Consider the following 21,605-nt stretch of genomic DNA (forward strand, 5'->3'; position numbering starts at 1 on the left):
AAGTGATATGAATAGCAATATAAAATTAGTAATACTGGCATTAGTTTTAGGGCTGGTATCTTGTAGCAAGGAAGAAGTAACTATTCTTCCGGATTACGATAAAAACTGGTTAATAGTCGAGGAGGATCCCAACGATGCTACAACACAGGCTCGGTTTGCTTTTTTCAAGGAAACAGGTGTTCCGATCTATATCAATGATACCATCGGGACGCAAGAACGTATAGATGTTTTTGGCAAAGCGTTCACCCATTATGAAGTCCTGTCCCTGAACTACTCGCTGAGTACGCCCGCGGTTGGAGCTTCTCCATTAGTCATGAATGTTAAATACCTGGATGAGAATAATCTGCCTGCCGCTCTTGCTTTTTTAAAATCAGAAGTTATCCCCTTGGTCCCCGCAACAGTGCACATACCCAGTGTTTTACTGGTCGAATCCTTCTGGAGTAACGCATTTGGTAATTATGCCTTTAAGGGATTTAATACCGTTTTGATCGGCGAGGTTTCAAAGATTGCTACGATGGATTCCGCTACCAAAGCAAAATATAAAGGGGCTATTTTACGATCCATCTTCACAAATGCCGTATTGGCTGAGAAATACGAAGCTACGCTGGAGAAATTTTATAATGTTAGTCGCAGATTTGTTCCTACACGGGACGCTTATAATATATATATACCTCAACTTCCAACTTTTGTGGCAGGTCTGCCAGCAGGTGTTACCGCTACTCCGCAAGCTATAGGATTTCTAGGTGCAGACGGGCGTAATTCCTATTATACGCCTATGTCAACCTGGATGGACGTCTCACTTTATTTGGATGCGATATTTGGCAGTACCCCCGAGCAATTCTCTGCGCAGTATGGTTCTTACGAGGCTATAATGCGGAAACATGATTACATCAAGCAAATATTAACAGATTTAGGTGTCAATTTATAGTAAAAACAATTACTCAGGTATAGCACTTATATGCTATACCTTTAATACCCAATCATGAAAAAATCAATAATTTTAGTAGCGATGTTGGCATCCTTGTCGACATTGTCCGCGCAGAATGCGCTTGTAAGTGGGAAATTCCATAAACTTCTTCCAAATATGCGGCCTTCGGAGCGAGTCTTTATTTCTAAGCCGGAAGATGGTGATTTACTAGTTCTTGCTGAACCTTTGATCGATAAGGATAGTAAGCTTTTTAACACCGAGCTTGCACCTGCTGATCAAAACGGAATCCGATATGTTGGGATCTTTGAAGAACAATATCCGGTTTACATGCGGAAAGGCGAGGAGTTGACTATAGATGCCTCAGAAGGACGTGTCGTGTATTCGGGAAAATTGAGTAAGGAGAATAAGGTCTTCGCCGATTGGTACAAATTGATAGCACCTATCAGGGACTATGGGTATAGCAAAGGAGGATATAGATTGCCCCCAGCTCGATTTGCAGCCTTGATAGATTCACTAGCAGGACCTGTGGATGATTTCGTGAAAAATGTCCGTACGGGTAACAGTGCTTTTGATATGGAGGTGAAGTATCTATTACCTTATAGCTATAAATTTGATTTATTAATGCCCTTTGCCTCAGGTTTTGGCTTTAGTACTAAAGCAGCATTTCCGCAATACTTCCACAACTGGTTTAAAAACGAAAGATTTTCTGATGCTCAATTATGGGCATTGCCTTTCGCCTATAACTATATGCAATTTTTTGGCTTTGCGAAACACATTATTTACAATGCGGAGCAAGGAATGGCTGGAGAGCTACTAGTCTCCGAGATAAGTGACAAAGATTTAAAAGCCAATTATATTTTGAGTGCCGCTGAAAAGGGTGCCGTACAAGATATCATATCTTTTCTACAAAAGAATCGTTCATTTATGACGACTGATCAGCAGAAGGCTAAGCTGGAAATTCTAGAGGCAAGGGCGAAAGCACGCGTTCCGGGAGGCGACTGGATCGATTTTGCTTACCCGGACATGGATGGTAAAGTGAGGAAACTATCCGACCACCTTGGAAAAGTTGTGCTGATAGACGTATGGGCTACCTGGTGTAAACCATGTCTAGCAGAGCAACCTGCTTTGGAGAAATTAGAAAAAGATTTTGAAGGCAAAGACGTCGTGTTCATTAGCCTTTCTATTGATACCGATAAAGCAAAGTGGCAAGAGATGGTGAAAAGTAAGAATTTGGGTGGTTTACATCTATTTTCAAACAACCAAGGTCCAATTGTACAAGACTACCAATTGATCGGCGTACCACGTTTTATCTTATTTGATAAAAACGGAAAGACGGTAAACTTCGATGCGCCGAGACCTTCCGATCCGAAATTGAAAGAATTAATTGCTTCTAAGCTATAATCACGAATTAATATGAAGAAAATCGTAATCTTATTTTTTTTGACTGTTACTACATTACACGGTCAGTTGCTTTTGGCACAAGGAATTAATTTTGAGCCCCTAAGTTTGGATCAAGCTATTTCTAAAGCAAGTAATCCAGCAGAGCCTAAATTGATACTGGTAGACTGTTACACTACTTGGTGTATACCCTGTGTAGAGATGGCGCAAATGGAGTTTCCAAAGCAGGTTGCAGGCGATTATTTCAATCCCAAATTTGTATCCGTAAAGTTTGATATGGAAAAGGGAGAAGGTAAAGAAATAGGTAAAAAATACAATGTGACGGCTTATCCCACCTTTTTGATATTGAATGCGCAGGGGCAGGAGATCAATAGAGTGGTAGGTAAAGCGACTGCTGAAGAATTTATTAAGAAAGTTGAAACTGCGTTAGATCCGAAAAACTCGCTTCCAGGACTGAAAGCTGCTTACGAAGAAAAGAAGAGTATGGCCACAGCTATGCCTTATGCGTTAGCTTTATATCAGAATGCGCAAGATCCCTCTCCCGTATTAGATGAAGTGTATAACGTAGCTCAGGACTTTGAGCGCTTCAGTAATGCTTATCTTGAGCTAGCTCTAGGGACTGTGAAATTTGGTAGTCCATTTTTCAGAAAGCTTATGATGGATAAGGATAAGATGGATCACGCCATGGGTACAGAGGTGATCAACAAAATTCTCTTTGACAAAGTGCGTAAGGATATGTACCAGATTGCGAGCGGAACCGGAGCGCGATACAATATTTATTATACGCCTGCTGAAGTAGAAGAGGTCGCCTATACAATTGGTCTGCTAAAATTACCAAAAGATAGGCCAGAAAGTCACATGTGTAGGGTCGCATTATATGTTGTTAATAATGATATAGATGGTATGGTTGATTACTACCGACGTTATATGTGGAACTTGCCGTCCAATGATCCATTTAAAAATATTTTGGATGGCATTCTTATGAGGCAAGCTGCCAATGCTACTGAAGCCCAAAAAGTAGCTATTAAAGAATATTTTGGATTTGTTGCTGCCGCCCTGGAAAAGGAAGCCAAGCAATACATCAAATTAACTGAAAACTTAAAATAATATAATATGCGCATTACTTCACTTCGAAATATAACTAGCTAGAATTGGAAGTAATGCGCCGTTTTAATAATTCAAAATGAAGTTTAAAAATAAGACAGTTTTTGCGATAAGTCGTATAGTACTTGTGGTAGTCAGTTTCTTTCAGTTTTTTTTTCTGGAAGCCCAGGAGTTTAACGATGACGTCGCTTTTTTGAGAGCAGTCGAAAAAGCAGCCGACTCCTTGGTCGTACGGACAAAAACCATTTCTATGGAGAAAGCACAGCAGGTGTTAAATTCGCATTCGGTACGGATAGATTTAAATTTGCCAAAGCCATCTAGAAAGATGCTTACTTCGCGGGAATTATTTGAACGGGCAAAGTCCTCAACTGTCATTGTTGCGACCGCTTACCTTTGTCCGCGTTGTTCCAATACACACATCAGCACATCCTCTGGATACGTTGTCGACGCGAAGGGAATTGTTGTCACCAATTACCATGTAGTTGCAAGCTATGCATTTATGACAGATGGCAATAAACCCGTAGGATTTATGGTCCGAGCATCCAATGGTCGCATGTATGCAGTGAAATCTATACTGACAGCTTCTAAACGCGATGATTTAGCTATTTTAGAACTGGAAACTGGGGGAGGGGATACATTCACTGCTCTTCCTTTAGCAGAAAAGGCTCAAGTCGGTGATCAGGTATATGTAATGGGACACCCCAAAGGGATGCATTATTTCTTCTCGCAGGGGTATGTCAATCATAAGTATATTGATGAAGCGGGGGCCCCAAATGACAGTTTCAAAAGAAACGTGATGGCAATCTCGGCCGATTATGCAACGGGTTCTAGTGGTGGCCCTGTTATGGATCAGTATGGTAATATTGTAGGAACAGTATCCAACACCCGCACTCTTATGCATAGCGACATGAATCCCAGTGTCCAGATGGTTATCAAGAATACGATACCGGTAGAGTCACTGCGACAGTTGATTGTTAATCCAGAGAAATAAGAAGTTATAGCCGTAAAGAATCCATCATTGTATGATGAATGTCCGCTACAGTTTTTTAAGATCAGTAGCGGATTTTTTGCATTTAATTTAAAACGGAGATCTCGCTAAAAAGATGTATTTTGCATTTACACGAGAGACTTAAATATATGGATGTAAGTATTACGGCTTTGGCCGCCGTGAAGCATGGTTTTAAAACTTTTGAGATTGAAGCGCTAAAAATAGTCGAACGGCAGGATGTGTTTGATGCGAAAGAAAAAGCTTTACATCTGCTTCAGCATGATCTTTACCAGGTTCGAGCCTGTGGCGTGTTTGTTTTAGGATTTATTGCATGCAAAGATGCCACAGTGCTATCTGTATTGAGAGACACTGCTCGATCCGACCAAAGTTGGCAGGTACAGGAAATTGTTGCAAAAGCATTTGATCAGTATTGTAAGGATATCGGCTACGAGAAGGCCCTACCTAAAATCGAGTTCTGGCTTCAGGATGAACATCCCAATGTCTGCAGGGCGGTGACAGAAGGATTACGTATCTGGACCTCACGCCCATATTTTAGGACCAATCCAAAAGTTGCCATACAATTGATAAGTCAACATAAAGCGAGCGACAGTGAGTACCTCCGTAAATCTGTAGGCAATGCATTGCGTGATATAAGTAAAAGGTATATGCAACTCATTGATAGGGAGGTGTCTGGGTGGAATTTGAAAGATACACGAATTGCATTTACGCACAAGTATGTGCTCGCAAAGCATTGACCATTACAAGAGCATATAGATACTACACCGTATTCTTCATATTGAGTGTAGTTCTCCAAAAAACGCTCGGTAACTGCCACATCGGCAAACTGTGTATCACCAGTATACTGCAACACTTCTGGGTCGTCATTCAATTCATACATAGCTGCACCGTCTTCTTTTCTGAACGGACGAAGCATTAATCGTTCTGTTTTAAGCTCGAGCCTAGATAGTACAATAGCTTTTATACACTCCTCCCGTATATTCCATAGCTCATCGAGGGAGTAGGGGATTTTATTTTCTTCAATCCAATTGTCCATAAAATCCCTGTGGTACTTGACCTTAAAGTCGGTATTCTGATCGGGTTGGATTTCGAGCTCTTGAATTATGTCCAGTTCAAATTTGGTCTCATTAATGCCAATACCCGTACAGTCTAAAATATAATTATAAGCCCGAAGGTAATTATGAGGCTCCGGAATGTACTGAAGCTTATATTTTTTAAGAATGTCTTTTATGGCTGGTGTATTCTTAGCATTCATAGCGAATATACCAAGCATCAATTGAAGTTCTGTGTTGCCGTTTTCATCTGCTAGACGTTTCAATAACGCGTGCTTAGTACTGCAGGTGCCGCACTGCTCATCGAAAACGCATAGTACATTATCTTTATCAATATTACGCCTATAATCTAGTTTGGAAACCCATTCTGCTGCTTTTCTAAAGGAGGTGAAACCCTTATCAATTGCTACTTTAGAAATAGGGCCTGATGATTCCGAGATTTCAAAGTCCAAGGGTTTAAAGAATAATCTTCTTGAAAAGAAATTAGTACGGCTGTTGTCTAGAATAGGATTTCCTGACTTCCTGTTCGTATAATAATCGAGGGCTCGAACCATGTAACGAGGATGAAAGTTTGCTCCAAAATTTTCCTCTTCCCGACATACATCAAATATTTCTAGTGCAGTTTTTGTATTATTGAAAAAGCCTTCACGATATAGGGTGAAAATAAAATCCCGCAAAGTCTGTTCGTCTTCTAATTCAAGACTAGTAGGTAATTCAACATGTTTTTCTTCTTCAACGAACACTATGGGTCTGCTTAAAGCGGGGATGGGATTTTGGATATCAATTAGAAACCTGTCTTTTTTCTTTTCTGCTTTTTCTTTAGTCACTATCATTTGATAGTCATCCACCGGCATATTTGGAGGTGTGATATCGTCAATGGGTACGCGAAACACCTTCATCAAGTGACAACTATCTTCGCTGTCGATCAGTGTCGTTTTTAGTGGGTTTTCTGCATCACGGATAAAGAAATCATGCTTGCCCAGCATAAAGGAAATCTCATATGCGGATAGGCCACGTTTTTTTCTGAGCTGTTCTAAAAGCAGAATCTTTTCAGACGAAAAAGCAGGAAATGTAATAGTGTATTTAGATTTCTTATTGGCCATTTTTTCAGGCATAATCCCAAAAGTAATACTAATTGATTAACGAAGTCAGTTCATGCAGGTAATACTGACTATTTTTCTACAGAGGATATAAACTTCTTTCCGATGCTCTTAGCTGCTTTATGAATAGATTTCTCCTGTTCATTCTCCATAAGTTGCAATACTTCGTTTCTATAGTTCATCTCATCCAATAGGGAGATTATTGTTAACTTTTCTTGCTTTGTTTGTTACGAATAATTTTCAAGTTAGATATTCTATTAAGCCGAATTTGTATTTCGAATCTAAAATTAGTGTTTCGAGGCAAAAAGGAGGCAGCGACCAATTTTACTCAGCCGAACACAGCAGGCTCGAAAACGAAGTTGATGAAAGTAGAAAAGGTAGTTACACAGCGCGTAACGACGAGTCTAGTTCTCACGAAAGCACTACCACATTTAATTATTCACTAGCAAGAGGTAACCATTTATGGCATTCTAATGCAGCCTTTAATATCGCGTCAACAAATGACTCGTATTATTCATTAGTTGCTGAAGGATTTCCTTTTGACCGCCTAGATAACCTGTTATTTGCTGCGCAGTATCAGGCAAATGGGAGGCCTACAGGGGATGAGAGTACCATTCGAAGGATAGGCTATCTATATAGTGGTAACTATAGTTATGATAATCGTTTTCTCGCAGATCTATCCATCAAACGGGACGGTTCTTCACAGTTTGGTTCGGATAAGCGCTTTGGTACATTTTGGTCAGCTGGTTTAGGATGGAATTTACATAACGAAAGATTTCTTAAAAACATTGAAGATATAAATCGCTTTAAGTTACGTTCAAGCTATGGAACCACTGGGTCATTAAATATCCCTGCGTATAGCTCACTAACCCGTTATATTTATAGTGTCAGTAGTACCTATTTTAATGAATTAGGAGCAGATCTTAATAACCTCGGAAATAGAATGCTCACCTGGCAGCAAGTTTATAAATTTAATATAGGAGCAGATATAGAATTGTTTAACCATAGACTTGATTTGCGGTTGGATTGGTATCGTTCTATTACACGAGATGCTGTCACTCAACTCACATTGGCTCCTTCCACAGGGTTTTCTCAGTTTGCGGAAAACTTAGGTAAGGTTGAGAATGTGGGGTTTGAATACAACATCAGGTATAAACTTATTGATGACAGAAAGCGGGGTAATATGTGGTCTGTTTTTGTAAATGGAGCAACTAATAAAGATCGACTGTTAGCTCTTGCTAATAGGTTGAAGGCCACAAATGAAACTTTAGATAAAAATAATGAGAGGCAGGTTGTTCCTAATATTCTTCTCCATGAAGGAATGTCGCAGCATGCTATATATGTTGTTCCTTCTGTAGGCGTAGATCCTACGACAGGCTCAGAAATTTTTAGAACGAAGGATGGTCAGGAATCGTTTACGTGGGACGCTTCGGATAAAATAGCTTATGGTATAGCACGCCCTACGTGGAATGGAAATTTCGGTTCCAATTTATTGTATAGAGGGATAGAAATCGGTGTAATATTAAACTATCAATTTGGTGGCCAGTTGTACAACCAAACGTTAGTAAATAACGTACAGGATGTAAATCCACGGTACAATGTTGATCGAAGAGCCTATGATCTGGGGTGGGTACATCCTGGCGATCTGAGCCAATTTACCAGAATAGGACTTAATACTACTCCTACGCGAGCAACTTCCAGATTTGTCCAAGACAATAATCTCTTAACATTAAGCACACTATCCATAGGCTATAATTTCTATAAATCACCTTTCGTAAAGAGATTAGGTATGCGTAGTTTCCAACTTTCTGCTGTCACTAATGATCTGTTTCAGTGGAGTTCAATTGATATTGAACGGGGTACATCCAATCCTTTTTACAGGTCTTTTGCACTTTCATTACGATTAGGTTTATAAATAATAAATGAATATGAAAACAACAATCTATATTATTTTATTAAAGATTGCGTTGCTGTTGAGCTTTGCGAGTTGCAATAATTATTTGGATGTAGCACCTAAATCAACACTTCGTGAAGATGAAATTTTTAGTTCTCAAACTGGATTTGAACAAGCTTTAGCAGCGGTATATGCCAATTTAGCTTCTAAAGCGTTATATGGTGATAACTTGACTATGGGCTTTGTTTCAGCTCTTGGGCAAAACTATAATACAACCAGTTCTAATAATCCCTTGTATGGTATGGCTCAGTATAATTATACTTCGGATATATACCGCAATATTTCAATCGATATCTGGCGTTCGGCTTACAAAGTTATTGCCGCTTTAAATAACATTATTCTACATACAGAAACGAATAAAGCAGTGCTTAATGACAATGTTTATAATCGAGTACGTGGTGAAGCGTTAGCGCTAAGAGCTTTTATACATTTTGATTTAGTTCGTTTGTTCGGAAAGTCGATGATATTAGGGGCAGATGAAGCATCTATTCCGTACCGTATCACATTTGATCAATTTGGTCGAAGTCCACATACGACAAGAGAAGTGCTGGAAAAGGCACTAGCTGATTTAAAGGAAGGTCAAAACTTACTAAAAGTTTCTGATCCTGTTCTGCAGAATTCGGTCAATCGGCAGATCAAGATGAATTATTATGCGACTAAGGCTTTAGAAGCTAGGATATTGCTTTATGCGGGGCGCAATACAGATGCTTATAGCGTTGCCAAACAACTTGTCGAATCGGGAATATACCCACTGCTGCCAGCATCAGAACTTACCAAAGCAGATAATCAGAAAAATAGGCTATTAAAAGGAGAGCTTATTTTCACATTACGGAATAAGAATCTAAATGATTGGGTCAATCAGTACTTCAGGTTTTCAGGAAATTCCGTTTTTAGTCTTACACGTAGCACTGCTGATATAAATAGCATATATGAAAGTAATCCGACAGACAAGCGGCTTTCTAACTGGTTTCAAGATGATCAAAGCAGTAAATTTCCTTCCAAATATTGGCAGACCTACTCCCAGATTTCAGGCTCTAATGATTCTACCCGGTTAGACCAGATGGTTCCTGCAATTCGGATATCGGAAATCCGACTTATTCTGGCGGAGACTGCTCCCGATCCTTTAGAAGGCTTGGCTCAACTAGCCGCGATTCGCGCTGCGAGGGATGTCAGTGGTGCTTTACAAATTACAAATGTGACGCGTAGCTATCTTATGGCTGAGATTCAAAAGGAATATGAAAAGGATCTTTACGGAGAAGGTCAACTTTTTTTCTTTCATAAGCGGCTTAACTCAAAAAACATAAAATTCTATAGCCAGACAGTAAATCCAACATTGTATACCTTACCTATTCCCGATAGCGAATTGGAGTATAACCCCACTTATTAATTAATAAACGGAAGATTATGAAATACATATTAGTAACAATTTCTGTATTAGCCATTCTATTTTCCTGTCAAAAGGATACACTATCCACTTATCAAGGAAAAGAAGCTATCGCTCTATATGTTGGCGAATATGAGGCTGATAGTACTGTTTTTTCCTTTGTTTTTTCAGAAAGTTTAACAGGTAGAGATACTTTTTTTTTAAAACTGAGATTGCAAGGCGCTCCCAAATCTGTAGACCGAAAAGTGCAGTTGGAAGCCCTTAACCAAAGTACGGCTATCGAAAATACAGATTTTGTATTGCCTGAGGTCGTGTTGAAAGCAGATAGTTCTTTTCTGTTATATCCCGTAATATTGCTAAATACAGAGAGAATTGAACGGCAGCAACTAACATTGCTTGTTGCTGTCAAAGAAAATGAATTTTTTAGTAGAGCGGCATTGGGGCTATCATTCGGTCAGGTAAATAATACGATGGATAAAAGTTTAGGCACTTATAAGATTCATATTAACAACTTTTATACCGAGCCGCATTATTGGGTTGACTTTCAGTATTATGGTGACGTGGGTGAGTACTCTAGAGTTAAGTTTCAGTTTATGCAGAAAGTTTATGAGATTAAAGATCTTTCAAAGCTGTCCAGAGGAGATCTTTATAATATGGGTTTACGTCTCCGTAAAGCCTTAGCCGATTACGAAGCAGAACATGGCTTTCTTATCGATGAAAATAATAACCGTGTGGAGTTTTAAAAAGGCCGTATAATGATAAGAAATATAATAAAGTATAATCTACTATTGATAACGATTTTGATGATAGTAGGGTGCAATAAAAGTTTTGATCAACAGTTTAGCAGAGATGATGTATCTTATTTTTCCATTACCTATCCAATGGACACAACAATAAATATCATACGTCTAGACACATTAAAAATAGGGCCTACCTTTACGGGGCTTAAGTCCTCTGTCAATTATTCTTATGAATGGACTGTTTTCGAAAACTCTTCTAGCAGTACACCGAGGGTAATTTCCCGAGATTCAAATTTGCAAATTAAGGTTGATCAGTTACCTGGAAAGTATTATCTAACGTTCAGCGTGAAAGATGAATCTACTGGTGTTAAAGATGTAAAGCTGTACAATCTAAATGTAAACGGAAATTTTTATGAGGGCTGGTTCATTGCCAATAATAAAGCAGGAAAGGGGCAACTTTCATTTATCAGGGATGATGGAGACTTAATGTTTAATACACTGGAGACCATAAATGAAAAATCCTACCCAGAGAAAGCATTACAGTCCATAGTTTCAGTTGAATCTTCCTCGGTCCAGTATGCGAATGTTTTTTATTTTACCAATAAAGGTGTTTCGGTATTTGATGCCAACACTTTGTATGAAAAAGTTTCTCAAAATGCTTTTTTTACCCAACTGTCGGGCGTACAAGGTAAATCCAATTATGTTGTTTGTCACTTTAATTATGATCAGTTAATGGTCGTTAATAAAGAATTAAGGGCTAATATTGGACCTATAATGTCATCCGATTTCCTCACCACTTTTTCAGAAAGAATAGAAGGCGATTATGAGATGTTTCCCTTTGCTTTCCAAAATGTCGGTGGAATGTCTACACATTACTACGATAACAAAAATAAGCGATTTGTAACTATTGGATTTGGACAGCGTGAGCTAGGTTATCCTTCTACAACTACGACAGGAAGTACGCCTTTCAAGCTTTCCAATATAGGGACCACTTTCATGTTTGCAGATTACAACAGTTCGACCCGGCAAGTAGTAATTACTAGCGATACTAATAAAAAATATATTTACACCATAAACTTTAGTGGGGATAATATATCCAGAATAGATGCATACCCTATTCAAGGAATTGCAAGTTTGAATAATATTATGGCTTTTGCTGCTTCTTCTGAGTCCCTGATCGGTTTTATAGCCGATGGAAATAAGATTTACCGTGTAGAAGCAGGTACCGGTGCTGCAAAAGAAATTTATGCTTTCCCCGAAGGAACAGAGATTGCGGATTTACAAATGTACAAAAGGCCAAATAAATCAATTGGTGCCGGAACTTTATAAAGCCTTTTCATTTATTAGCTTTAAGACAATAGATTCTAGCGTTTGGATTTGATTTAGGGATTAACACAGTCCCTCTAAGTTATTATAAGTAATGTATTATTAATTTTTGTTAATGAACGTTATGAAGCGGTTGTACAATTTTCTACAGTTGTTAGAGGGAGAGGTTATACCTAAGTCCAATCGGAAATTAGCTTTCAATGAGGAGATAATTGTAATAACGCGGAATGTATCAGAACGTATTCAAGATATTTGTCAGTACATTACGGACAATTATGATAAACTCGCGATTTCTGAAATATGTTCTAAGGAAATCCTATTTATAATTTTCAACTATGTATCTATACACTTGTTGCATAAAGTGCATTCCTTTAGTTCTGCTGTGAGGTATGGTACTTGGAATTCCGATATATACGTAGGGCTTATTTTGATGATTGCTGTGCAGAAATTGATTTTTGAAAGGGTTGGGAGAAATGCGAAAAAAAAATGGTAATCAATTGTTTGTGATTTTTATGCAGGGTTTGTTGGCGTGATTTTGAGTCTTGGAAACGTTTTTTTTTATTCTTGATTATTGTTAATTTGCCAATGGTTCTATTGATTGGCTATTCCTTACAGGATGTAATTAAAATTAGATACTGAAGACCCTAATAAATTATGAGAAAATATTTACTGATTTTTCTATTTTTCCAGCACCTCGCTTTGCATGTTTCTGCTCAAGATGAATCTGTCTTGCTGAATGAATTGGATAAAGAGCTTAAAATAAGTCCAACCTATATACAGGAAAAAGAGAGGCGTATTGAAAATATAAAATTACGTTTCTCTGAAAAAAATCTATCTACCCTACAAGTATATACGATCAATAAAGCAATCTTTGAGGAATTTAGGACACTACAAATTGATTCTGCTATAAATTATGTAGAAGAGAATGCAAAACTGGCTAAATTATTAGGCCTGGATTATGTGAATGAATGTAGACTTCTACTTTCTAATCTTTATACCATATCTGGTCGATATATTGAATCTAACGAATTATTGGACCTGATGTATCATTCAAATTTAGCAGAATGGTTAAAGTCGGGTTATTACGAGGCAAAGAAAAAGTTATATTCGGCTTACACTGCTCAACATCCCAGCAATCCCGTATATCAAAAATGGAGCGAAGAATATAGGGATTCTTTATTGGGTACTTTAGATACTTCGTCTAATCAATATAAGACGGTGCTAGCAGAAAAGCTAAGACTTCAGGGTAAAACTTCTATCGCCAAACATATTCTATTATCCGTTATAAAAAATGTGAAAGTTAATACACACGAATATGCTATTATTACTTCCGCAATTGGGAACCTATATAAAGATGAAGCAAATCTGGATAAACAAAAGCATTATTTCTGTTTATCGGCTATTGCTGATATTAAAAATGCAATTAGAGAAAATACCTCGCTGCAGTCATTGGCTATAGCGTTGTTTGAAACTAAGGATATAGATAGGTCTTATCGCTATAGCAAGCAATCCATGGAGGATGCAATTTATTGTAATGCTCCTCTCAGGACGCTTGAGATTTCTAGACTTTATCCCATTATTGATTCTGCCTATCAGGAAAAGTCGGAAATCCAATGGAGACAACTGTTTACTTATTTAATATTGATCAGTATGCTTTCTGTCGGACTTTTTTTTGCCGTATTTTATATTATCCGGCAGATGAATAGAATAGCAAAAAGTAAAATGGAATTGCACCATGCAAATTCTTTATTAAAAGAACTAAATGAAACATTACAGATCGCTAATTCGGAAGTACAGACCGTAAATGAAAAATTAGCTGAATCTAATCGTATTAAGGAAGAATATATCGGTAATTTTTTAGACCTATGCTCATCTTACATCATTAAGCTTGAAGATTATAGAAAAAATCTGCATAAAAAGGCTACTAACGGAAAGACGGATGAACTACTTAAGCTTTTGAAATCATCAAGTATCGCCGAACAGGAATTAAAGCAATTGTACAAAAATTTTGATAAAGTATTTGTTCATTTATATCCTGATTTTGTTGATGAATTTAATAAATTATTACTAAAAGAAGAGCAATTTGTATTGAAGCCTGGTGAGGTGCTTAATACCGAACTTCGAATATTCGCACTCATTCGGTTGGGAATACAAGATAGTTCGCGCATTGCAAATTTTTTAAGATATTCTGCTAGTACGGTATATAATTATAGAACAAAAGTTAGAAACAAAGCCGGTGTACCAAGGGAAACTTTTGAATCCATGGTAATGACTATTGGGAATATCGTGTAAATCTTGAAGTTTGTTCTTACTCATTGGATTGGTTTTTAATGAAACTAACAGATACTGCAGCAAATAACATGGTAATTCCTGCTATAACGAGTGCGAAAATGGCTTGCCCATCAAATACATGAGCAATGATCCAACCGCCCAAAAAGCCGTTTAGTATCTGAGGTATGGTAATGAAAAAATTAAATAATCCAATATAAACGCCCATTTTATAGGGAGGTATGGTTGCCGATAGCATGGCGTAGGGAAGGGATAAGATACTTCCCCATGCTAAACCAACGCCTATCATAGGAAGGATAAGTAAATTTGGATCTTGAATGAAGTATACGGATAATAGTCCGATACCGCCCGCTATTAAACAGGTAGCATGTGTCCATTTAATACTTGTTTTTTTGACAATGCTAGGTAAGAATAATGCAAAAATAGCAGCAACGGCATTGTACACGCCAAATAGAATTCCAGTCCAATTGCCTGCATTAGCGTAGCTTACAGAGCTAGTATCATGTGGCATCACTTTGTAGACATGTTGAGCTATTGCCGGCGTAAAAAATACCCACATAGAAAATAATGCAAACCAAGAGAAAAATTGAACAATGCCTAATTCTTTCATGGTTTGAGGCATTTTTAAAAAATCGAAGAATATACTGCTGAGTCCTCGGTTTTCATGTGCAATAGGCTCACTATTATACTTTAATAACTCTTCTGGCGTGTATTCTTTGGTGCTGAATACGGTCCATAAAATCGTTATTACTAATATAAAGGCTCCAAAATAAAATGAATAAACTACGTTGTCAGGTACTACGCCTGGAGAAGCGGTTTTAGAAAAGCCTACATATTCTGCTAATAGAAATGGGAGAAATGATCCAATCACAGCACCTACGCCTATGAGAAATGACTGCATAGAAAAGCCTGCGCTGCGCTGCTCCAATGGGAGCTTGTCCGCTACTAAGGCTCTGAAAGGTTCCATAGCTACATTAATGGAAGCATCAAGTATCATCAGCATGCCCGCACCGATTAACATCGGTGATAGAAATGTGGAAAACATTCCTGCATGGGGCATAACGACTAATGTACAGGCGGCAATCAGTGCTCCTACTAGAAAATAGGGCCGACGTCTTCCTAATCTTGTCCAAGTGCGGTCACTGTAATGACCAATGATGGGTTGAATTATCATCCCGGTAATGGGCGCAGCAAGCCAAAACAGTGAAAGATGTTCAACATCTGCACCAAAGGTTTGTAAAATACGAGATGCATTGCTGTTTTGCAATGCTAAACCAAATTGAATACCTAAAAAGCCGACACTCATATTGAATAGCTGATAGGTGTTAAGACGCGGTTTTTGTAAAGGGGAGGCCATAGCTTTTATTGCGTTGAAAGGTTTGTTTTATAATTCAATTTGATGAACGGATTTTTCTTTAATTTCTATTTTTTTCCCTTTAACGTGGATTGATATAACTTGATCTGAAGTGTTTTCAATTTCCATTTGATGCTGGTTTATTTCAATTTTTAGAATTTGATTTCTAAAATTTAGATTGAAAGAGAAACCGGACCATTCTGTCGGAAGGAAGGGGTTAAAATGTAAGCTATCATCCTTGACACGAGTGCCTGCAAATCCTTCAACTATACTCATCCAAGTACCTGCCATTGAAGTGATGTGCAAGCCATCTTCTGTGTCGTTATTATAGTCATCAAGGTCCAAACGTGCTGTTCTTAAATAAAGCGCATAGGCCTTCTCTCGTTGTCCTAATCGAGCGGCTAATATACTATGTATACAAGGGGAAAGTGAACTTTCATGCACCGTCCTAGCCTCATAAAAATCAAAGTTTCTTCGAATTGATTCCAGCTCGAATTCTTCCTCAAAAAAGTATAATCCTTGCAGTACATCTGCTTGTTTGATAAAGCATGATCTCAGAATTCTGTCCCAACTCCAATGCTGATGGATTGGTCTTTCAGATACGGGCAAATCCTTGACTAAAAGCTGTTCTTTTTCTAAATAATCATCTTGTTGTAGAATAAGGCCCATGCCGTTATCTTCTGGGAAATACATGTTTTTACTAATAAATTCCCAATCCGCTAACTCCGTATCTTCGTTAAGATTTGTCTTGGTCAGAAGTTCGGTATATTGATGGTTGTTTTTTTGCTTGAGATTCAATAAACTCTCTTTGGTGTATGCCAAGCACCAACTTGCAATTTTATTCGTATACCAATTGTTGTTTACATTATTCTCGTATTCATTGGGACCTGTTACACCAAGGATTACGTACTTGTTTTTAATGATACTCCAATTTACGCGTTGTTTCCAAAAACGTGCGATAGCGATAAGAACTTCTAAACCGTATTTTTCCAGGTAGCTATGATCGTTGGTGTATCTGGTATAATTGTATATGGCAAATGCAATAGCTCCATTTCTATGGATTTCTTCAAATGTAATTTCCCACTCATTATGACATTCATCTCCTGTCATAGTTACCATGGGATAAAGTGCTGCTCCATCAGTAAAACCTAGTTTCTGAGCATTATCTATGGCTTTTTGTAAGTGATTGTATCGATATTTTAATAAATTTCTCGCAATGCTTTGATCAGAGGTGCCTAAGAAAAAGGGTAAACAGTATGCTTCTGTGTCCCAATAAGTAGATCCTCCATATTTTTCTCCGGTAAAACCCTTAGGGCCGATGTTCAGTCTGGAGTCTCGTCCAGTATATGTTTGTTTAAGTTGAAAAATGTTAAATCGAATCGCCTGTTGTGCTTTCAGATCGCCGTCGATTATAATATCACTGCTGGCCCAAATGTTAGACCAACTTGCTGCCTGCTCTTCAAGTAGTTTTTTAAATCCTTTTGATTGAGCCTGCTCTAATTTCTTATGACATACTTCCTGAAGCTCATTTTCCGGATGATTTAAGGAGGAAATATTTGATGCATATTTGGTTGTGCTGAGGCAATTGCCTTGTTCTATATGAAGGCTTATCGAATGACTTAAAAATTGATCAAATTGCTGGAAGCATATATTGTCGACAATCTGCTTATTGTTGACTTTGAAAGTAGTCGCTGTTCCTGTACACAAACTGAAATTTGTCTTTTTAGTAGTTTGCGTTAAAAAGGATAAATTATCAGTTTGATGTTGGCTTTTTTTCTCCCAGAATTTTTCATCATAGTTAGCGTCTTCGTTTTTTACATCGCCATCTAAGTAGCTTTCAACGGTAATAATACCTGAAAAATTAAGCGGTGTGATCGAATATTCTAAAGCCCCTATATCATCTTCATCCATACTGTAAAAGCGGACAGTATTAACCGATATAATTTTGCCATTGGGAAATTTGGCCTCAAAGCATCGCTTTAGATAACCATCTTTCATGTTTAATACACGCTGAAATTTACTGATTTCAACTTTATGTAAATCTAGTGTGTAGCTGCCTACAGTTATATTTAATCCGATCCAATTAGGGCTATTCAGCACTTTGGCAAAATATTCAGGATAGCCATTTTTCCACCAGCCCACGCGTGTCTTATCTGGATAGTACAAGCCTGCGATATAATTTCCGGTCAGTGATTCTCCGGTATAGTTTTCTTCAAAATTGGCTCTTTGGCCCATCTTGCCATTTCCAATGCTGAATATACTCTCTGATATTTTATGGTATTCAGGTAAAAATTGGTCTTCTATTATGCACCATTCATCAGCTGTTAGGTAGTCTTTCATTTGCTAAAAGTTTTTTGTCTAAAAATGCAGGAGTAATGTTTGTTAAATCAGTAAATACCAGATCGGCTTCTTCTAATAGGGTATTATTATCACTTATTCCAACTGTTCTCATATTGGCGGCCTTTGCCGCTTGTATGCCTGCTAACGCATCCTCGAATACAATACATTTGTCGGCAGTGACACCCAATGCCTTCTGCGCAATCTGGAAAACTTCGGGATTAGGTTTTGATAATTGTGTCATATTTCCATCGACTACATAATCGAAATATTGGGCTAGTTGGGTTTTCTGTAGTATAAGTTTGGCATTTCTACTAGCGGAACCCAATGCTATTTTTATATGCTTGGCTTTGGCCTGCTTTAAAAAATCTAATGCCCCAGGAAGAACTTCTTCTTCATTGATATGCTCAATCCTATTGACATAGATATTGTTTTTAATGTCAGCAAGTCGCTTTAATTCTTTCTCTGATTCAATAGTTACATTTCCCCAAGCCAATATTTTTTTTAAAGAGTCAATTCTGCTTATACCTTTAAGCTTTTCGTTTTGAGCTATAGTAATAGCTATCCCCAATTTATCAGCGAGTTCTTTCCATGCTTCATAATGGTAGATGGCCGTGTCTACTAAAACGCCATCTAAGTCAAAAATATAGGCTTCAAATTTTGTCTCTTTCATTTATAGTAATTCTAGTACCATTGTTTTATTTGCTGGTATGTCCATCTGTTTTTCAAAACGGAAAATTTTATTTTCAAGGACGTCCATTGCAGAGTCGGATTCCTGTAACCTTTCCTTAAACCGTGCTGTATCCAATGTTTTGATTTGATTGGTAGGGTTCACTATCACCATGATCGTTTTGTTACTGTCGTATCGGAAATAGGTATATACACCATCTTCAGGAACAAATTGCATAAGTTTACCTGTTTGTAAGGCTGACGTTTTTTTTCTATAATTTGCTAGGGTTTTAAAATGGTTGAAGAATTCATTCTCTTCAGGGCTACGACCTTCGTGTGTAAATTTATCGGTACGATCTTCTTGCCAGCCACCAGGGAAATCGGATCTGACAAGCCCATCTGGATCACAGAAATTTTTCATCAATATTTCAAATCCATAATACGTCTGCGGAATACCACGTGTAGTCAATAAAATAGTATAGGCAGACTTGTAAGCCGATAGATTTTCTTTTAGAATAGAAAATGACCTACTGAGATCGTGGTTGTCTAAAAATACGACGTTGTTTTCAGGAGTGACGTATATAAAGTCTTCAGCCAATGTGCTATATAAGGAATTCACGCCTGTTGTCCAGCCAAATTGTCCATTTATGCTTTCATAGATAGCATCTTTTACGCTTACATCGATTACGCCAGGTAAGGAAGTATCAATACCTTGATTTAACTTGTTGCCACCCGAAAAATAAGCCTGGCTAATATTGCTATTCACTAGAGCTTCTCCAAAAATACTTAAATTGGGATATTCTAACTTCATTCGCTCAGCCCATTCTTTCATGTAGGGAAGGTAATTATAGGGGTAGGTGTCAAGCCTTAGGCCGTCTAATCGAGCATATTCTACCCACCAAATAACGTGTTGGGTGATGTAATTTTGCACGAATGTATTTTCTTGATTCATATCCGGCATTGTTTTGACGAACCATCCATTTACCATTTTCTTTTTGTCTAAGGAAGATGCGTAAGGATCAAAAACAGTTTGATCCTTGTAGGTGGTTTGTGTAAAACTTGGCCATTGATGTACCCAATCTTTAAAGGGTAAATCTGAAATAGTCCAATGTTGATCACCGAAATGGTTATGAATGATGTCTTTAATAACTTTTATTCCTTTTTGATGGCATTTTTCAACAAAAGATTTGTACTGCTCGTTGGTCCCAAAACGCGGATCAATCTTATAATGGTCCGTTATGGCATAGCCATGGTAAGAAGCTTTTTCCATATTATTTTCCAGTACGGGGGTAAGCCAAATTGCTGTAGCTCCTAAATCGTAGATATAATCTAATTTGTTTATTATGCCCTGAAGGTCGCCTCCATGTCGATAGTACATAGAATCTCGATTTAAGCCAGTCTCCCGCATATTTGGCACAATATCATTGCGTTTATCTCCATTTGAAAATCGGTCTGGTAATATCTGGTAAATCAAGTCGGAATTATTAACGCCTTGTATACCGGCCGCTGAAGACTTGGTTCCGATGGGGTAATTGTATGTGAATTTTACTTTGCCATTTTGACTAAATTTAATGGGTACCAAACCGGCTTTGGCATCCTTACTTATTTCTAGGTCTGCAAAAAGATAGTTGCTGTTTTCAACTTGATGGACTCTTATAAGGTTAACGCCTGGATAATTGATCTCAACGGTTGTCTTGTTGATATCCTTGCCATAGATTGTTAATTGAACAAACGGATTTTCCATGCCGGCCCACCATGATATGGGCTCGATTTTGATTTCTTTTAAAGGCTGCGCATACGATTTTGACACACAAAGCGCTGCCAATAAAATAAAGAATAGCTTTATTTTCATTCCAAATAGTTACTGAATGTTTAATTAGGGAGCAAAAAAATGCTCCCTATAAGAAGATGTGCGTTGATCTATTTCTTTTCCAAAGAATATTTGTAGCCTGTTGGATCTAAAATTAGTTTAACAAGATAAACTCCATCAGCTGCGACAGGTATATTTTCACCTGTATAACTTAGGTTATTCCCCTCTGTTATACCTAAGGCAATATCCCAATTGTCATTTTCCCGGAATTTAATCTGTTTACCTCCGGTGAGGTTTATGGTTATAGACCATTCGTATTTTCCTTTTTCGGCATTTGTGAGTTGCATATCTGTATCATTGTCCCATTGACCAGCAGTAGCGTCGCCAATTATGCCCCATTTTGAAGAAACGAGTTTATACGTTCGGTTTGCCGGGTCGGACATGTCCAGGCGTAACCGATAAAAGCCATCTGCTGGAACAGTTATATTTTCTTCGTTTTCTGAAGTGATTTTGCCAGGTTCATCAGGTAGCATTCCCATATCTCCATCCCAACCTGTATTTGTAGGGATCAGTTTTAAGCCATCTCCTGCCTTGGTGAGGTATCCATAGTAATCATACCACTCTATTGTTTTTCCATCTTTTTCTGATGTGAATCTATTAAATTTAATAGCTAGCGAGGGTTCCCATCCAGCCGAAGAAGATCCACCAAGTACATAGTAATCTTTAATTTGTGATTTTGAGAATACGATTTCTCGGGTTTCTTTTGTACCACTGAAACTTAAGGTAAGTTAATAATTTCCATGCCAACTCCCGTCTTCGGGAATTAGAACTTCAGTGTCAAAGATGTAAGAGCTATTTTCATTTTTTATATCCTCTTGAAAAACAATTGAATCTTGATTATTAATCGGTGCCAGTGTTAGTGTACCCGACGATAGATTTTTTGCGATAAAATTTATCGTCAATTTTTCACCAAAAAAGGCGGTGTCTGCAATTGAAGGGGCAAAGGTTGCTGCCGGTATTCCATCATCAAATTTATACTCTTTTTTACACCCTATTAATGTAGTGATAATTAAGAAGGTAATTCCGATGACGTAGCTGAAAATTATATAATTTGTTTTCATATGTGCCTAATTTTTTATTTAATGGTCAGTAAC

At 37.8% G+C, this 21,605-nt stretch carries 17 protein-coding genes; 11 read left to right on the forward strand and 6 right to left on the reverse strand.

Translation table 11 applies throughout. The annotated features are described in order from the left end of the window. Positions 1-7: 7 nt before the first annotated feature. The 11 genes from JKG64_RS13570 to JKG64_RS13620 all read left to right on the forward strand — a co-directional run bounded on the left by JKG64_RS13570 (position 8) and on the right by JKG64_RS13620 (position 14,284). Positions 8-928, forward strand: a complete 921-nt coding sequence (locus tag JKG64_RS13570) for a hypothetical protein (RefSeq protein ID WP_210354845.1) — start codon at positions 8-10, stop codon at positions 926-928. A 54-nt stretch (positions 929-982) separates the two neighbouring features. After that, positions 983-2,329, forward strand: a complete 1,347-nt coding sequence (locus JKG64_RS13575; protein WP_210354846.1) for a TlpA family protein disulfide reductase — start codon at positions 983-985, stop codon at positions 2,327-2,329. 12 nt (positions 2,330-2,341) lie between these two features. Beyond that, positions 2,342-3,433 carry a thioredoxin family protein gene (locus tag JKG64_RS13580; RefSeq protein WP_210354847.1) on the forward strand — a complete coding sequence of 364 codons (1,092 nt, stop codon included), beginning with the start codon at positions 2,342-2,344 and terminating at the stop codon, positions 3,431-3,433. Between the two features lie 76 nt (positions 3,434-3,509). Beyond that, a complete protein-coding gene (locus tag JKG64_RS13585) occupies positions 3,510-4,421 on the forward strand; it encodes a S1 family peptidase (protein WP_210354848.1) in 912 nt (303 codons plus the stop codon). Positions 4,422-4,567: 146 nt separating this feature from the next. Then, complete coding sequence (locus JKG64_RS13590; RefSeq protein WP_210354849.1) at positions 4,568-5,173, forward strand: HEAT repeat domain-containing protein; 606 nt, start codon at positions 4,568-4,570, stop codon at positions 5,171-5,173. 1,683 nt (positions 5,174-6,856) lie between these two features. Further along, on the forward strand, positions 6,857-8,503 hold the full coding sequence (locus JKG64_RS13595; protein ID WP_210354850.1) for a SusC/RagA family TonB-linked outer membrane protein: 1,647 nt from the start codon (positions 6,857-6,859) through the stop codon (positions 8,501-8,503). Positions 8,504-8,516: 13 nt separating this feature from the next. Further along, positions 8,517-9,929 carry a RagB/SusD family nutrient uptake outer membrane protein gene (locus JKG64_RS13600; RefSeq protein WP_210354851.1) on the forward strand — a complete coding sequence of 471 codons (1,413 nt, stop codon included), beginning with the start codon at positions 8,517-8,519 and terminating at the stop codon, positions 9,927-9,929. 17 nt (positions 9,930-9,946) lie between these two features. Next, positions 9,947-10,669: a DUF4843 domain-containing protein gene (locus JKG64_RS13605; RefSeq protein ID WP_210354852.1), complete on the forward strand. Its 723-nt coding sequence runs from the start codon at positions 9,947-9,949 to the stop codon at positions 10,667-10,669. Positions 10,670-10,681: 12 nt separating this feature from the next. Continuing rightward, positions 10,682-11,995 carry a PKD-like family lipoprotein gene (locus JKG64_RS13610; RefSeq protein WP_210354853.1) on the forward strand — a complete coding sequence of 438 codons (1,314 nt, stop codon included), beginning with the start codon at positions 10,682-10,684 and terminating at the stop codon, positions 11,993-11,995. Between the two features lie 112 nt (positions 11,996-12,107). Further along, positions 12,108-12,485 carry a hypothetical protein gene (locus JKG64_RS13615; RefSeq protein ID WP_210354854.1) on the forward strand — a complete coding sequence of 126 codons (378 nt, stop codon included), beginning with the start codon at positions 12,108-12,110 and terminating at the stop codon, positions 12,483-12,485. Between the two features lie 161 nt (positions 12,486-12,646). Beyond that, positions 12,647-14,284: a DUF6377 domain-containing protein gene (locus tag JKG64_RS13620; RefSeq protein ID WP_210354855.1), complete on the forward strand. Its 1,638-nt coding sequence runs from the start codon at positions 12,647-12,649 to the stop codon at positions 14,282-14,284. 16 nt (positions 14,285-14,300) lie between these two features. On the opposite strand, the gene JKG64_RS13625 is transcribed toward JKG64_RS13620, so the two are convergent. The 6 genes from JKG64_RS13625 to JKG64_RS13650 form a co-directional block, all read right to left on the reverse strand. Further along, positions 14,301-15,638, reverse strand: coding sequence for an MFS transporter (locus JKG64_RS13625; RefSeq protein WP_210354856.1), 1,338 nt, complete (start codon positions 15,636-15,638; stop codon positions 14,301-14,303). Positions 15,639-15,665: 27 nt separating this feature from the next. Continuing rightward, complete coding sequence (locus JKG64_RS13630; protein WP_210354857.1) at positions 15,666-17,975, reverse strand: family 65 glycosyl hydrolase domain-containing protein; 2,310 nt, start codon at positions 17,973-17,975, stop codon at positions 15,666-15,668. Beyond that, positions 17,953-18,645: a beta-phosphoglucomutase gene (gene pgmB / locus JKG64_RS13635; RefSeq protein WP_210354858.1), complete on the reverse strand. Its 693-nt coding sequence runs from the start codon at positions 18,643-18,645 to the stop codon at positions 17,953-17,955. The genes JKG64_RS13630 and pgmB overlap by 23 nt, the downstream gene beginning before the upstream one ends. Beyond that, a complete protein-coding gene (locus JKG64_RS13640; protein ID WP_210354859.1) occupies positions 18,646-20,493 on the reverse strand; it encodes a glycoside hydrolase family 13 protein in 1,848 nt (615 codons plus the stop codon). It lies immediately after the preceding gene. Between the two features lie 68 nt (positions 20,494-20,561). Beyond that, a complete protein-coding gene (locus JKG64_RS13645) occupies positions 20,562-20,990 on the reverse strand; it encodes a SusF/SusE family outer membrane protein (protein WP_210354860.1) in 429 nt (142 codons plus the stop codon). A gap of 249 nt (positions 20,991-21,239) precedes the next feature. After that, complete coding sequence (locus tag JKG64_RS13650) at positions 21,240-21,572, reverse strand: hypothetical protein (RefSeq protein ID WP_210354861.1); 333 nt, start codon at positions 21,570-21,572, stop codon at positions 21,240-21,242. Positions 21,573-21,605 lie beyond the last annotated feature (33 nt).

Origin of the sequence: Sphingobacterium tabacisoli, from assembly GCF_017908035.1 — a bacterium.
Taxonomy (GTDB): Bacteria; Bacteroidota; Bacteroidia; order Sphingobacteriales; family Sphingobacteriaceae; genus Sphingobacterium; species Sphingobacterium tabacisoli.